This is a genomic window from Aeromonas sp. 2692-1, from assembly GCF_013085505.1.
Taxonomy (GTDB): domain Bacteria; phylum Pseudomonadota; class Gammaproteobacteria; order Enterobacterales; family Aeromonadaceae; genus Aeromonas; species Aeromonas hydrophila.
The window spans coordinates 3,799,004-3,813,030 of the sequence record NZ_CP038513.1 but is presented as its reverse complement, the minus strand read 5'-3'; the positions used below and the strand labels follow the sequence as shown (position 1 = coordinate 3,813,030).

10 protein-coding genes are annotated in these 14,027 nt (G+C 46.6%); 4 read left to right on the top strand and 6 right to left on the bottom strand.

The window, feature by feature from the left end:
• The first annotated feature begins 199 nt into the window (after positions 1 to 199).
• The 3 genes from E5E97_RS17810 to E5E97_RS17800 all read left to right on the top strand — a co-directional run bounded on the left by E5E97_RS17810 (position 200) and on the right by E5E97_RS17800 (position 3,744).
• Positions 200 to 898, top strand: coding sequence for a hypothetical protein (locus E5E97_RS17810; RefSeq protein ID WP_005346571.1), 699 nt, complete (start codon positions 200 to 202; stop codon positions 896 to 898).
• A complete protein-coding gene (locus E5E97_RS17805; RefSeq protein WP_241658066.1) occupies positions 889 to 2,598 on the top strand; it encodes a relaxase/mobilization nuclease domain-containing protein in 1,710 nt (569 codons plus the stop codon). Before E5E97_RS17810 ends, E5E97_RS17805 begins: the two co-directional genes overlap by 10 nt.
• A 153-nt stretch (positions 2,599 to 2,751) precedes the next feature.
• Positions 2,752 to 3,744: an AAA family ATPase gene (locus E5E97_RS17800; RefSeq protein ID WP_113740743.1), complete on the top strand. Its 993-nt coding sequence runs from the start codon at positions 2,752 to 2,754 to the stop codon at positions 3,742 to 3,744.
• Between the two features lie 563 nt (positions 3,745 to 4,307).
• Here E5E97_RS17800 and E5E97_RS17795 read toward each other — a convergent pair.
• The 4 genes from E5E97_RS17795 to E5E97_RS17780 all read right to left on the bottom strand — a co-directional run bounded on the left by E5E97_RS17795 (position 4,308) and on the right by E5E97_RS17780 (position 9,924).
• Positions 4,308 to 5,954 (bottom strand): hypothetical protein, encoded by a 1,647-nt coding sequence (locus E5E97_RS17795; RefSeq protein ID WP_216368125.1) that lies wholly within the window; start codon positions 5,952 to 5,954, stop codon positions 4,308 to 4,310.
• 129 nt (positions 5,955 to 6,083) lie between these two features.
• Positions 6,084 to 7,574, bottom strand: a complete 1,491-nt coding sequence (locus tag E5E97_RS17790) for a peptidoglycan-binding protein (RefSeq protein ID WP_171280682.1) — start codon at positions 7,572 to 7,574, stop codon at positions 6,084 to 6,086.
• Between the two features lie 16 nt (positions 7,575 to 7,590).
• Complete coding sequence (locus E5E97_RS17785) at positions 7,591 to 9,021, bottom strand: ATP-binding protein (protein WP_171280681.1); 1,431 nt, start codon at positions 9,019 to 9,021, stop codon at positions 7,591 to 7,593.
• Positions 9,022 to 9,027: 6 nt separating this feature from the next.
• Entirely contained in the window at positions 9,028 to 9,924 is an 897-nt protein-coding gene (locus tag E5E97_RS17780) for a hypothetical protein (protein ID WP_216368124.1), read from the bottom strand.
• A 40-nt stretch (positions 9,925 to 9,964) separates the two neighbouring features.
• On the opposite strand from E5E97_RS17780, the gene E5E97_RS17775 reads away from it, so the two are divergent.
• Positions 9,965 to 11,052, top strand: a protein-coding gene (locus tag E5E97_RS17775; RefSeq protein WP_099368947.1) for an IS3-like element ISKpn10 family transposase whose coding sequence is annotated in 2 segments (ribosomal slippage) — positions 9,965 to 10,217 and positions 10,217 to 11,052 — 1,089 coding nt in all. Because the reading frame shifts where the segments join, the coding sequence is not laid out codon by codon here.
• Here the strand turns inward: E5E97_RS17775 and E5E97_RS17770 are convergent.
• Together E5E97_RS17770 and E5E97_RS17765 are read right to left on the bottom strand one after the other, a co-directional pair.
• Positions 11,016 to 12,719 carry an Hsp70 family protein gene (locus E5E97_RS17770; protein WP_253265099.1) on the bottom strand — a complete coding sequence of 568 codons (1,704 nt, stop codon included), beginning with the start codon at positions 12,717 to 12,719 and terminating at the stop codon, positions 11,016 to 11,018. The two genes, E5E97_RS17775 and E5E97_RS17770, sit on opposite strands and share 37 nt — an antisense overlap.
• The gene (locus E5E97_RS17765) at positions 12,716 to 13,087 is read right to left on the bottom strand and encodes a hypothetical protein (RefSeq protein WP_171281236.1); all 372 of its coding nucleotides are present in this window, start codon (positions 13,085 to 13,087) and stop codon (positions 12,716 to 12,718) included. Before E5E97_RS17765 ends, E5E97_RS17770 begins: the two co-directional genes overlap by 4 nt.
• Between the last annotated feature and the right edge of the window lie 940 nt (positions 13,088 to 14,027).

Here is a 14,027-nt window from a genome sequence, read left to right as displayed (position 1 = left end):
GATAAAAAGTGTGTTTTTGACAAATCGTTTTTTGGCGAAAAGTAATAAGAGCAAGGTCACTCCTACACCGTACAAATTGCGTTCCGCAATGTACGGTGTACGGAGCCTTGCCATGGCTGTCGCCCTGGACCTACCTGGGCTGCCGCCCAGACCCGCTAAATATATAAATTAGAGCTGTTCAGCAGCCAGGAGACAATACGTGGGAAAAGAAAATAAAAAATTAAGGAATAGCAAAAATAATACTTTACGTGAGGAGCTGACAAGAGATCCTGATCTCATGCTGCTCATTGAAAGGGCCGTTATCAGGTGCATCAATGACGATATCGCTGTCACTATTAACGGTATAGCTAGAGATGTAAATATGGATACAGACATCGTTCGACAAATGCTGCCGAGTTTTACAGAGATCCGTGATCATCGAATCGAGCTACGCTGCACATATGAGGAAAAACGTCGTTGGGAGAAAAAGGCTAAAAATGCAAGCATCACTGTATCGAGGTTAGCATCTCAATCTCTCACAAAATTGAAAATCGTCATTTCTCCAGCAGAAACATTACGCGACACAATAAATAATCTTATTGCGCAACAGACCGGGTTTTATAACAATTTCAATCAGCTAGTAAAATGGTGTAACTCCCATAAGGGCGATGTAAATCTACTTTTTATTTTATACGAACTCAGGGAACTAGAAAAACAACATAAAGAGCAGGTTGATAAAATCAACGAGATGTTATCACCACAATTAACACAGCCATCTCGGGTTATACGCCATGACAAAAGCGATACTGCGACCCCAGACACTACATGGTCACACTCAGGTGAGGATGACGAGGATGCAGTGGAGGTAAATCCAGCATTAATCGAGAGTGAGTATGAGGAGCATGAGCTATGGCGGTGATTAGATTTTTTGCAACCAATGGGCATCGCCAGACTAAATCCAGCGCCCCAATAGATTACCTACTGGGTATCTACAGCGCTCTGACGCCGCAACAAAAAAATGAGCGTAGTACAATCGCTGATGCGATTAGGGTTGCTCGTGATAAAAATGACGCTCCATTGGTTCATCGGTTGAACCAACAACTGAGACTGATCCATGGTGTACAACGGACTCCACCACCTGAGCTGTTGGCTGGAAATCCACGAGACATTACTTATGCAATCGAGATATCGCCACATAAATATAAATACACCAGCGGTGTCATTGCACATGCAATTGAGGACAACCAGGCGCTGAGCTCCAATCCTGATATTGCTCAGGAATTTCGTGCATTGATGGAGGAGCTGGTTTTTGCTGGATTACCCATAGAGGACAGGATGATCTTGTGGGTACAACATACGCATGAACAAAATCTGGAGAATCATTTCTTAATCCCACGGATTAATCTTCGCACTGGAAAATATTTCAACCCTCACCCACCAGGTGCGGAAGGAGATTTTAATGCGATCCGCGATTACCTCAACCTGAAACATAACCTCGCACGTCCAGATGATCCGCAACGCCAGAGGCTGACAGGAACAATACCACGGTACAGTAAAAATGCGGACTTGATTGCAGCGTTATCTGATGCGGTGCAGTTACGGGTAACTCAGGGTCAGTTATGTAACCGACAAGCTGTGATTGATTGGCTGGAGCAACCTCAGACTCGACAAATGTATGGTATTAGCGAAGTCGAGGCTAAAAAGGATTACATACGGATTGTGCCAGAGGGAAAGATCAAGGCTTTTCGGCTGAAAGGACCTTTATTTAGCCGTGCGTTTACCAGTATTGATGTGGTGAGACCGACGTTGACGATAACAACGCCTCCACAACCGTCGTTGGATGCACTCTGGCAGCAGATTGAGGAGCGGATAGCCAAACGCCGGGCCTTCAATCAGAGCCGCTATAACGTCACTGAGACGCTGCACCCAATGCCCTCTCCGAGGCCTGTGAGACGACCGACAGGTATGGCCGCAGTGATAACCCAGAGACATCGCAAACAGCCAACAAATGCTCTTTTTTGGCAACAGCAGATGCAGCTATATGCAGGTTACACACTGACCCCAATTAACCCTGAGGGAACCCTAACAGTAGACACCGAAAAGGCATTAATTCAACTGCTGATGAAAATTTTGAGCGCTATTTTAGCATTACTAGGAGTGAATCATGAATTTAGAGAAACAATTATTAGAGTTGCTCAGTTTTATCAACACCGAGCAGATGAGCTCGATAGCAACACTCAGGGAGCAGGTTCAATCGCAGCATGTCACACAGCAGCAGATAATGAACGACCATCAGGTCTTGCTGACCATGGTGCAGCATTTGAACACGCATACCAGCGACAGCAACGTCTCTGCCGAGAACTCCATTCATCAGATGAGCGTTTCGCTCGAACAGTTGCAGGAGCAGGTTCAGACCTTGAGCGGCTCCGTAGAGAGTACGCAGAGGTCGGTGAGATTGCTACTCGAGGTCTTAGAATCATAATGGATAACCCTATATTAGCAGCCAAAAAAATTGCACGTTTCAGGATGAGGCCTGGAGCGTATGCATTAAAATCTCAGCACGAGCACTCTGGCCAGAGGACTGCACGTCATGAAATGGATTCAGATCTTTCTTTGTAAAATATTCTGAATGGCGTTTGTTTTTTATATTTGCGGAACATCATCAATACAAGATTACTTGCAATGTTTATCTTTATAAATAGCAATAATTAATATCTACCATTGATTTATAAAAACAACAAATAATAATAACTTTTTTTGGGAGGAGTATGTATGCTCCAGAATAGAATGTTAGCTTGGGGGGTTAGTGAGGGGCGGATTGCCAGTGAGCAAAAACCGATTTGGTTGTTGGACGAACTGATTGAGCAGGGTGATCAGTGGATCATCAATGGCGCCCCCAAATCTGGTAAATCGCTGGTCGCAACGCAGCTCGCATTGGCTATCGCCAGTGGAGGACAGTTCCTCAACTGGAGGAATCGAAATCCAGCACGAGTGTTGTATATGGATTTTGAGCTAAAAGATCGGTTGTTTTGGAAACGCTTTTTAACCATGACAGCACATAATAATGTGACTGACCAAACAATTGAGCGGAATTTTTTCCGGTGTGGTGATTTCCAGACAACGGATGTATTGGATCCTGTAGAGGCGAAAAAAATGATCTCCATCGTGAATGAGATCCAGCCTGACCTGATTATTTGGGATGTACTAGCCAGGATGCATACGGCGGCGGAAAATGATAATAGCATGATGGGCCAGGTGATGCGGTCCATCAGAAAAATAAGTCAACCCGCAGCCCACATTGTTGTGCATCATGCAAGAAAATCCTCGCCAGGAGCGGAGGGTTACAACGCAGGCGCTGCTGGTATCAGGGGGGCATCATCCATTCATGGTGAGGCTGATGGCGTTATGTCACTAGCATTACGGGATGGGCAGGGGGCTAGATTCAGCCTCAGGTTTAGTTCGAGAGCGGTTGAAACTCCTGATGAGATTTTATTAAACCGAACAGAACATCTGATATTCGTCAGCGCGAATGATAGTGATAACAACACATTATTAACTTCCCTGAAAAAAGCTCTGAGTGGGCATACCTCAGTATCAGCAGCCGAGTTAGTGAACTCCTTTTGTGCGGAATTTTCCATACAGGAACGGCAGGCAAAAAACTATATCAGAAAATGCGTCGCAAATGCTTGGGTTCGGCGGGAGAGGAGGCCGGATAAAACGTATGAGTATATCGCCACAGATTTACTCACTGATGTGTCAGCCTAAGCACACAATATCTACCATCTGGATGCAAGCATGCAATGAACCTCTATCTATAAATAGATTGCATCCAGAATTACCCCCCTTACATATCCCCCTTTCATGCACAAGAGCGCCTAGTGCTGATTTTAGACATTGCATTTAAAATGCATTATGATGCTAAAATAAACAATTGAGCCTTTGTTTTCAAAATAAAATATGAATCACATTGAAAACAACTAGAACATGTCATTCAAGCATTGATGTCATTCTATATGCAGGAATTCGTCTGTTTATGTTCTGTTTAAGCCTCGTGTCTATTAAATCGAACGGCAAAAATGTTTTTATTTATATTGCTCTGCGAGCATATCATCCACATGTAATGACTACCGCATTAGCTGTACAGATTTAGTTATCATCTGACACCGGGGGCCAGTGACAACTAGATCTGTACATACGGTGACTCCAGATAATACGGTTGGGGTATAAGTTTCGTTATCTGGCTTGAAACCGTATGACCTCGCTCCACTATCTTATACGGGTATTTATTAGCTGACATCCTATCATGCGTACAGAGCAATTTGGCTAAATTACATTAATAAATCGCTTAAACGTCGCATCCCCGGCTTTTTAAAAGCCATCCGAATTGCCTGTTCTAGAATATGTGTGTTAGCTACATTAATGTATGAAATACTAACATAGGCTTTCTTATCTTCTTTTGAACCAATTAAGAATGAACCATCGGCATCCCATATTTGAACTTGGTGCCATTGGCAGTGCACCTTTTCATCGGAGCTCCAAAATTTATGCTTTATCAAGGTTATACCATCATCGTGAATTAATGCATTACCAAAAGCTATAACTTCACCAGCCTTTAATGACTCCAAAAGCTCACCCAGCAAACGAATACAAACCGCTCGCCAAAGCTTTTCAATAAAAGAGCTGTAGGTTGTTTGCTTTTTTAGCTCAATGATGACCTCGGAATGCTTGTCTCCAAATCCTATCGTATAGTTAGTTCCGGTAGGTATTCCATTTACGGAATTACGAACCCCGCCCCAGCGAACTCGAGTAATCGAGTCAAGAGGAACTAATTTTCCTCTCCAAGAAATACCATCAGGAGAAATGCTTAATTTTTCTTTGAAAATCATTCCTACTTCAGCACTATAAGTAATTTCTCGAACAAACTCATTTCTCCGTGTCTCTTTGAGTCTTTCTTCTTGGGCTCGATCTTGGATAAGATCTACAAGCGCATCTGAATCCTGCTTAACACGCTCTGCCACATCTGAAATTTCGGAAAAAAGTTCTTGTATCAAATCGGTAAGCTGTTGGGCCAACCCCAGCATGTCATGATCATTACAAAGGTCAATGGCGAGGCTGCGAATTTCATAGGCCAAACTTCTGCTTGCGTCATGGGCGGTGCCACGTGACATTGCGCTTACTTGGATGGGTTGAGCGACGGCATCCCAATTGCGTGATACAACTTCGAGCTTGTCTATATATGTTTTTAGCACCGTCTCGTCTTCACCACCATTTGCTAAATCGCGAGCGGTAGTGATAAGCATAAGAACATTTTCTGCTTCTTTTTCTAGAAAACTTTGTGTCTCTACCTCATAACTGTCGACTAGTTCATCGATCAACTCCGGTGCATGTTTCATCCCACCAGACGTAACCACACCTACCACTTCAGTCATAATAGATATTAGTGACTTTGGTGGTAACTTGTTAATAGTTTCCTTAATTACATTACGGTAATAGCGCTTTCGCTCTATCAACTCAAATTCAATTTGTTCCAGCGATTTAATCTCAGGAAAACCGGATACAGCTCGATCTTCATTTATGTCACGAAGAACATCTTCCGGTTTAAGGTTTTCTACTAAATAGGCAACTTCTAAAATGAAATTGCTTAAGTCCTCTACATCGTGTTCACCAGTTACAACCTCAAAAGCTGCGGCAAGCAAGTTCAAATGTGCTAATATAGGCAACCCAGACTCCAACCTGATGGCCATCGGGTTTTGCATCAGGTTTTCAACCAATAGAGATGCCTTCCGAGGTGAGATACCAGGAAGCCACGCAACCTCAGCACTTAGCCTATTGCGAGGGCTTGTCAGATCAGAGCGTGCTTTCTGGCAGGCTTCATGGTCCAGTTCTAATGACTTTTCTTCAGCAAGCTCAACGATACGCCTGCGGTCATCGCGGGTGGTCACACCAAGGAATGCGAAAGGTGTTTTCTGTAACATGGTTGACATCAAATTTTATAAACCTATCTTGAAATTGTAACTTGTTGCAAGTTGCAAGTTGCAAGTTGCAAGTTGCAAGTTGCATCATAAAACAATGATATTTAGCCCATTATAAGCATTTATGCACAATCATTTTCCTAATTGGCGAAGCTTGGCAATCAAGCAGCGGTTATAGCTAGCCGCGCCTTCAGATTTTATCAAAATACATGCCATATCAATGGCTGACTTTTCGTTGTAAGGCAGCCCAGACATGTCTGGTTCGCGAGGGGCATTAGCAAGTTCACGGAGTTGCGCACTTAAACATCTATTGTAGCTAGCAGCACCGTCAGATTTGTTCAAAATACAAGCCATATCGATGGCTGACTTTTCGTTGTAAGACAGCCCAGACATATCTGGTTCGCGAGGCGCATTGGCAAGTTCACGGAGTTGCGCACTTAAACATCTATTGTAGCTAGCGGCCCCCTCAGATTTCTTCAAGATACAAGCCATATCGATGGCTGACTTTTCGTTGTAAGACAGCCCGGACATGTCTGGTTTGCGAGGCGCATTGGCAAGTTCACGGAGTTGTGCATTCAAACATCTGTTGTAACTAGCTGCCCCCTCAGATTTCTTCAAGATACAAGCCATATCGATGGCTGACTTTTCGTCATAAGATAGGGAGCCGACACTCGGATTTATATTTGAACTTTGACTCGAATACGTTGAGGGCTTATCTGCTGCCCTGCGCGGGGAAGCTTGTTGCAATTTCAGAATCAGAACTTGGTCTATAGCGCCTGTAGAAGACAAACCACTTTCTTTCTGGAATGAGCTAATTGCTGTTCTGGTAGCTTTTCCCATCAGCCCATCTGCTGAGCCCGCGTTGTAGCCTAGTTCATTCAGTTTCTGCTGAACCGCTCGCACTGTCTCATCCGGCACTACCCTCGGCGTTGCTGATGCGGACTGCTTGTCTGTGGACGAGTCTCTAGCAAATCTGTTCCTGCCCTGAGCCAAAAGTTCATGTCTATATGGCTCAATGTCATTTTTTGCGCTCTCCAGTGAGCCATTTCTGTAACGAAAATTTGAACAGCGCCGGTTGTAATCACCTACTAGTTCGTTGAAATATTCAACGTGAGCGTCACTGTTTGAATGGAGAGCTGCCCTCGCGCCTTCCATTCGGATATCTTCGGCCAAGCAATACCTGATCTGCGCCACAGTGAGTACAAGATTTTGTCCAACTGGTGGCTTTGACTCGTCCGGCCGTGATGGTTCTTGAGGTTGTGACGTAACCAAATTCCTTGTTGCTGTGGTTTGTTCAGGCGATATATAGGCTGGAGCCGAAGAAGAGGGTTGCTTCTCTCCCTGAGCAATTGCCCAGAACAGGATAAAAAGAATAACAGCACCCCATATATACACAGAGAAGCCAGAACCTTGCTGTTGGGGCTCCGCATGAGGCTGATGCTCATTTGGATTTGGCTTGGGCTGAGAGGGCGGTGCATTTACTGGGGGCTCGTTGCCAGGTGAGATACCTTGGCGAACAGTTTCCGTTTTGTCTGGAGACAGGACTGTCCTGTCTATGTCCGACAAGAGCGAAGAAAGACCAGCGAAGCCTTTGGCTTCTTCGTTGTTTTGTTTTTTGTCCACCACTACTTAGTCTCTCTTAGATAAATCCGATTTGTCGTTTGGGCGCGCCATGTCCCCGTACCGGGGTCGAATTCAAAGCTGCAAGTAAATCGGCTTGTTCCAACTGCATATTGCCGGAACGTGCTGCGAGCCGAGCACTTTCCCGTACAACAAAAGCGACATCGGACAATGGTCGTCCAGCCAGTGCTTGTGCCAAGGGCTTTGAGTCCACATCAGATGCCTTCGGCAAGGAGGACAACAACTTGTCCAGTAGAGACTGCACTTCAAACTCACTCGCGAAGTCTACTTTGATAACATGATCAAAGCGTCCCCGTCGTTGGATAGCGGGGTCAATCATGTCGATCCGGTTTGTCATCGCAATGATCAACACCTCATTATTCACGGCTTCTGGAATACGACGCAGAAATTCGGCTACCTCTTCGACACGATGATGACCTGCTCCCATTTCACGATCTGCAAGAAATGCCTCCATCTCATCAATCACCAGAACGGACGGCGCGGTTTCAATCGCTCTCTCAAATATCTGAGAGACCTTTCTGCTAGTCTCGTGGATATAGGGGCTTGCAACGCTGGATGAGTCAATCTGGAAGCTAGGCCACCCAAGGAAATCAACTAGTCGCTCGACGGCAAACGTCTTGCCCGTGCCAGCAGGACCGTACAGGATTACTGCTGATGGAAACTCAATACCGAGTGCCTTGTAGCGATCACGATTCAGGACAATGTCAACGATGTGCTCATTAAAAAAGGCCGCCAGTTCTGACCGCCCTGCCAACTCGAAGGCCTTATTACACGCTGGCTCGATTTGTTTGGTTTTCTCGGTTTGTGCCACACCCAGTGCTGTTTCCGTTTTCACCGAAGAAACGGTTGTGCAGTCTAGCGGGATGAACTCAGAGACATCAAAGCCTGCGGTTTGAACAACATCCTTCAAATGCCTCGCACCTAACCAACTCATGGTATGGTGTAATCTGCGAAAAGATGTAGCTGGAATGCTCGCCCCTCCAGTCAACCAGTAGCCAAGGACCACCTCATCGTCCGTCCTAGAACTGATACTGTAGGTGGTGAGTAATCGTGAAATTTTCTCGACGTAAAGTGCATCCTGAAGCGCCGAGTCCATATCAATTTCACGCGTAGATTTCATCGCAAGGGCGAAGGCAAGCGCCTCGGCCTTATTGTCAGGTGATTTTCCCTCGCTGATAGGACATAACAGATGATCCGGACCCGATGAGAATGACTGGAGTCTTAGGTCTCCGAACTGGAACGGGCTGAATGTATTGCCATCAATCAGCCCGGTTTTCAACCAGGCTTGTACCAATTCATCATGTACGACGAGAGCACGTCCCCCTCCTTGAGTTTCAAGGATTTGCCAAGATGGCCCTTCAAACAATGCTACATGGGTTTTCACATCGTCAGGTAACTTGAATCCGATGGGTAACCAAGCCTCGGGCATCTTAGATTAACTCCGCACTATATTTGAACTAGCTAGCATGTCATCCTCACCAGTAGACCCAATGCGGATGGAGTCGAGATGAACAACCACCGTACGCAACGACTCGATATCGTTGATCTTTAATGCTTCTGTGCCAGCAACTACGAGCTGAGAATGCTCGTGTGCATCAACGTAGAGGTAGTTATCCTCAGCTAACCATTTGAAGCGATCAATCACAAACCAGTCCTGACGCCACAGGATCATGAAGTTGCGGCTACGTAATTCATCTAGATGCTGTTCAAAGTTGTTGCTGTTGTTAGCAATTGCGAGCTGAGCCGTCTTTACCAAGCTGTCAAATGCTGACGATTCTGTAGGCCGGGCATGCTGGCGCACAACGTTGTCAAAGAACTTAGTCACCTTATCCAAGTCGAGTTGACGGATGTCTTTTAGATGTTCTTTGCGAGCCTGCGCTAGCAGTCGCTTGGCCTCTTGAACGTTATCCATTGCTTGCTTGGCTGTCTCAGGGTCAGCCTCTCCAATGTTGATACTTCCTGCCTGTTCCAACTTACCTCGAGCCTGTTCCAACCGCGGGTCATCGACCTTGGCTTCTATTTCATCAAGGCGCTGCAAGGTGTGCTCCGACTGCTCACGTATGATTCTAGCTTGATTGGTGTAGTCAACCTTACCTTCCTGACTGGAGTAGAAATTGCGCTCACTTGGGAACGATCCGCTGATTGAGGGGATTGAGACTTCCAAAACAATATTGCCCGAATCGCGTACTTCATACTCGCATATAAGTTCAGCACCAGCTGCAATAACCCCATCATCGAAATCCGTTCCATTGATCTCGAACATGCCGATGAATCGGTTATCGTTGATGGGATCGGAGATATGGTAATCCCCCCGAAAAACCAGGGTGCTCATAAGTAGAATTTTCCCGTACCTTGAACGCAGGAGGTTCTACATGAAAACATCACGCTTTAGCGATACCCAGATCATCGCCATCCTCAAACAAGCTGAGGCTGGAGCTCCCGTCCCGGAGCTCTGCCGCGAGCATGGCATCAGCACGACCACCTTCTACAAGTGGCGTTCCAAATTCGGGGGGATGGATGCCTCCCTCATGGCTCGACTCAAGGAGCTGGAGGACGAAAACCGCCGCCTCAAGAAGATGTACGCCGAGGAGCGCCTCAAGGCAGAGATCATCACCGAGGCCATGGCAAAAAAGTGGTAACGCCATCTGCCCGCCGGGAGATGGCGACCAAAGCCGTGACTCACTACGCCATATCCATCCGTCTGGCTTGCCGGATCTTCAAGGTCAGTGAAAGCTGCTATCGCTATCAGCCCGTGCTGGTCGATGAAAACCAGGAAATTGCCGATTGGCTGCTACGTATCACGGCCAGCCAGCGCAACTGGGGCTTCGGGTTATGCTTTTTGTACCTGCGCAACGTCCAAGGCTTTGGCTGGAATCACAAACGGGTATACCGGATCTATCGGGCGCTGGAGCTCAATCTGCGGATAAAACCCAGGAAACGGTTGGTTCGGGCTAAGCCAGAGCCGTTGGCGGTTCCCGACCAGCCTAATCAGTGCTGGTCGATGGACTTTATGCATGACCAGCTCAGCGATGGCCGCTCGGTGCGGCTGTTTAATGTGATCGATGACTTCAATCGTGAAGCGCTGTGCATCGAGGTGGATTTCTCCTTACCCGCCTCACGAGTCAAACGGGCGCTGGAGCAGGTGATCACGTGGCGAGGTAAGCCCGCCATTATCCGATGTGACAATGGCCCGGAATACATCAGCGAAGAGCTCAAGCGATGGGCGAAACAGGAGGGGATAACCCTGGGCTATATCCAGCCAGGAAATCCGCAGCAGAATGCCTACATCGAACGGTTTAACCGCACGGTGCGCTACGACTGGCTGGGCCATTACCTGTTTGAGTCACTGAATGAACTACAGGAGTTTGCCACGAACTGGCTGTGGGTTTATAACCATGAGCGGCCCAATATGGCGCTGGGTGGCTACACGCCGAAACAGCGTCTGGCACAGGCCGCATGACCTCTACTTTTGAATGCCCCTAAAAATGGGGGGATTACCATATCACCTTCCCATAACTTGAACTTTAGTGAGCCAGTGCTTCCAGCCTTGAGAGACTCACCTGCCTTGAAGATTTTTTTGCCTTTCTTGGGCAACTGATCGCCTTCTTTAACAAGATAATCAAGACTTACTCGCCCCCCAAGTTTGTCTCGAGCTTCTACACCAATAGAATGTGATGCAGGAATCGCATCAATGCTGACAGCAGTGCGAGCAATGACAATTTTGTCTTCACTCAGGGATATTGGCCCTCCATTTGTGTCAAAAACGAACACCTTGAAAAGATTCTCGCCCGGTTTAGTCAGATGAAGCTCTACACTTGCACCATCCTGCAAAATAATCCGGCCTGATGACCACCCAGTGTCCAAGCTGTCAATCTGGAACTCAACCCCGGCCTGAACAGGGTTACTTAATTTAGCTACAATCTTGGCTTTTGAATCTGGGGTTCGCGCGATGTAGTTGAATGAGAGATTAAGATTTCCAGTGCTAAGCGCCCCCCGGGCACTCTTGCGCCCTCTGCTCTGAGATGCCCAGTCGATAGACTCCGCAAAGACTGCTGCGCCTTCTGCAACGGCGGTCATCGGATTCACATCTGTAGATGGTGCAACGCCGAGTTCGAAGGCAACCTTGTCACGTAATGGCTTGTAATGAGTCGGGCCGCCAACAAAGACAATTCTCTCAACATCGTGCGGACTCAAACCTGCTTTTTCGAGGGTTTCACGGGTTGCTTGGATGGACTCATCCACCTTAGGTGCAATCAGTTCATCGTACTGTTTGCGATCAATGATGATGTCAATGTAGATCTCTTCACCAGCCAGATCGCGGACGCTCAACTCGGTTTCGGGAAGGCTGACTACAGCCTCATCTTTTTGCGACAGTTCAATTTTGGCTTTTTCCGCAGCCCAAGTTGCCATACGCAGTAAAGACTTGAACTGAGGATTGGTGGATAAGTCATCAGGGAGATCAAAGTTCGCAAAAAGCCATGGTTTGACAATTTTATCAAATAAAATCCTATCAAAATCTCGACCGCCACACATGGCAATTCCACCATGAGCGAGCAGTGTCACACGTCCAGAAATACTTTCGGCAATAGCTATGTCAAGTGTGCCGCCACCGAGGTCATAGACAAGAAATATGCCATCGTTTTTCCGCTGTCGCATGACGCTCATGACTGCTGCCACTGGTTCTTGCATTAGTGCTACACGACCAAGCCCGGCTGCTTCAGCGGCGGACATAGTTGCATCCTTCTGCATTTGGTTGAATGCTGCTGGAACGGTAATAACAGTGCCCGTATCGCCATCGTTTCTGATTTCTTCTGGCAGATAGCCATACAATGCGCGGAGCACTTCTGCGGAACACTCTTCCGGTGTCATGGTAAGGTTAACCGCAGATAGTTTCACTGGCGTGCTCGTCCCCATGAGCCGTTTGAACAGTAAAGTTGCATTGTCCGGGTTGCGCGCAGCATTGTTGTATGCACGAGAGCCGACGAACTTGTTGCCTCGCCGATCGATAAAGATGGCTGAGGGGGTTACGTCATGTTGCTCGGGACTTTTGTAGAGACGGATGGACTCGCCATCAAAGGAACAAATGGCACTGTTGGTTGTGCCAAGGTCGATACCAACATACTTCATGTATTCACCTTTCTTAGCATTACTGTGCCTTGTTTACGGAGACCCTCTGGGCCCATGATGATTGGCTCCAGCATCTGATCGACAAGCAACATATCTTCTGGACCAAAGTCAGCCAAATTCAAAGCGGCTACAGCCATACCTGGATCGTAGGATTGGCCTTCAACATTGACTAGTTTGAGACCACTCGAGTCCAAGCTATCTTCAACTTTTTTTTGGAAATAGCGAAGTTGGTTGACATAACGAGTGGACTCACCTACATCAAGCTTGTTGACTACTTTGCCAAAAAGGCGTGAAAAACGCCAACTTTCGACAGCGAGGTCTATCAGAGATTGCTCCATTTGCTCGTTCTCGTCACTTACTTGGGTCATCACAGTCCCTCTAGTTGGCACCACGCGAAATCATATGGTTCCAATGAAAAAAAGTCGTTGTTTAACATCGTGTATTCAGAATGTGGTTGTCAATGTGTTATACGCATCAGATAAGTGCAAAATGATAAACTTATCCCTGTCTAGCCTTAGATTAAATTATGAGCTGTAATTGTTTTATCTATTTTCATAGAGTCGAATGATACAACAATGCTTATGTCTAAAAGTTGAGTTATCTCAAGGTTATATCGTTACAATTGGGCTTTGCGATGACTTTTGCGGCTTGCAATGGGCTGACATTTTCCAAAGCGATGTAGCTTAAACAGAATGCATATAAGTCGCAGAAATGGGATTTACATCATGAACAAGATTAACTTCATTACAGACTGGTCATTGACGGCGTTGTTTCACAAATCGATGTCGCTTGAAGGGAACTTACTGAGGCTGAGGGCGATTAACACAACTCAGTTAATTTTTGTCACAATCTATGCGGTTGACATTTCATTATTTTTCTTTATAAAGGTATGACAGACTGAATAGCAATGACCTGAGACAATCTTGCTGATTTTTAGCTATAAATAGTTTCGTAAGTTATTGAAATTGAAGGTTATATTTGTGCTGTAATGTACGAGAATGAGGGTTCGAATCCCTCCCTCACCGCCAAATAAAGTAAAAGGGCCTGTCGCAAGACAGGCCCTTTTACTTTATCCGGTGACGGGCGGCGTGGTTCGAGCCCTGGTTCGACAAGTGGGCAGGATAGCCCATCTGGACGGCCAGAGGCCGCCCGCAGGGCGAGCGCCAGGGATGGCGCGAGTCAATCCCGACCCATAGCCCATATTGAAAAACCGACCTGATGGTCGGTTTTTTGTTTTGGGCGCAGCCATATCCGTGCTCGCCACCAATTGGCAAAGGCCCCGTCGCAAGACGGGGCCTTTTTGTTTAT

Coding starts and splice junctions, on each gene's coding strand:
- E5E97_RS17805 (WP_241658066.1), top strand. CDS start 889: ATGGCGGTGATTAGATTTTTTGCAACCAATGGGCATCGCCAGACTAAA.
- E5E97_RS17800 (WP_113740743.1), top strand. CDS start 2,752: ATGCTCCAGAATAGAATGTTAGCTTGGGGGGTTAGTGAGGGGCGGATT.
- E5E97_RS17795 (WP_216368125.1), bottom strand. CDS start 5,954: ATGTTACAGAAAACACCTTTCGCATTCCTTGGTGTGACCACCCGCGAT.
- E5E97_RS17785 (WP_171280681.1), bottom strand. CDS start 9,021: ATGCCCGAGGCTTGGTTACCCATCGGATTCAAGTTACCTGACGATGTG.
- E5E97_RS17780 (WP_216368124.1), bottom strand. CDS start 9,924: ATGAGCACCCTGGTTTTTCGGGGGGATTACCATATCTCCGATCCCATC.
- E5E97_RS17770 (WP_253265099.1), bottom strand. CDS start 12,719: ATGAAGTATGTTGGTATCGACCTTGGCACAACCAACAGTGCCATTTGT.
- E5E97_RS17765 (WP_171281236.1), bottom strand. CDS start 13,087: ATGACCCAAGTAAGTGACGAGAACGAGCAAATGGAGCAATCTCTGATA.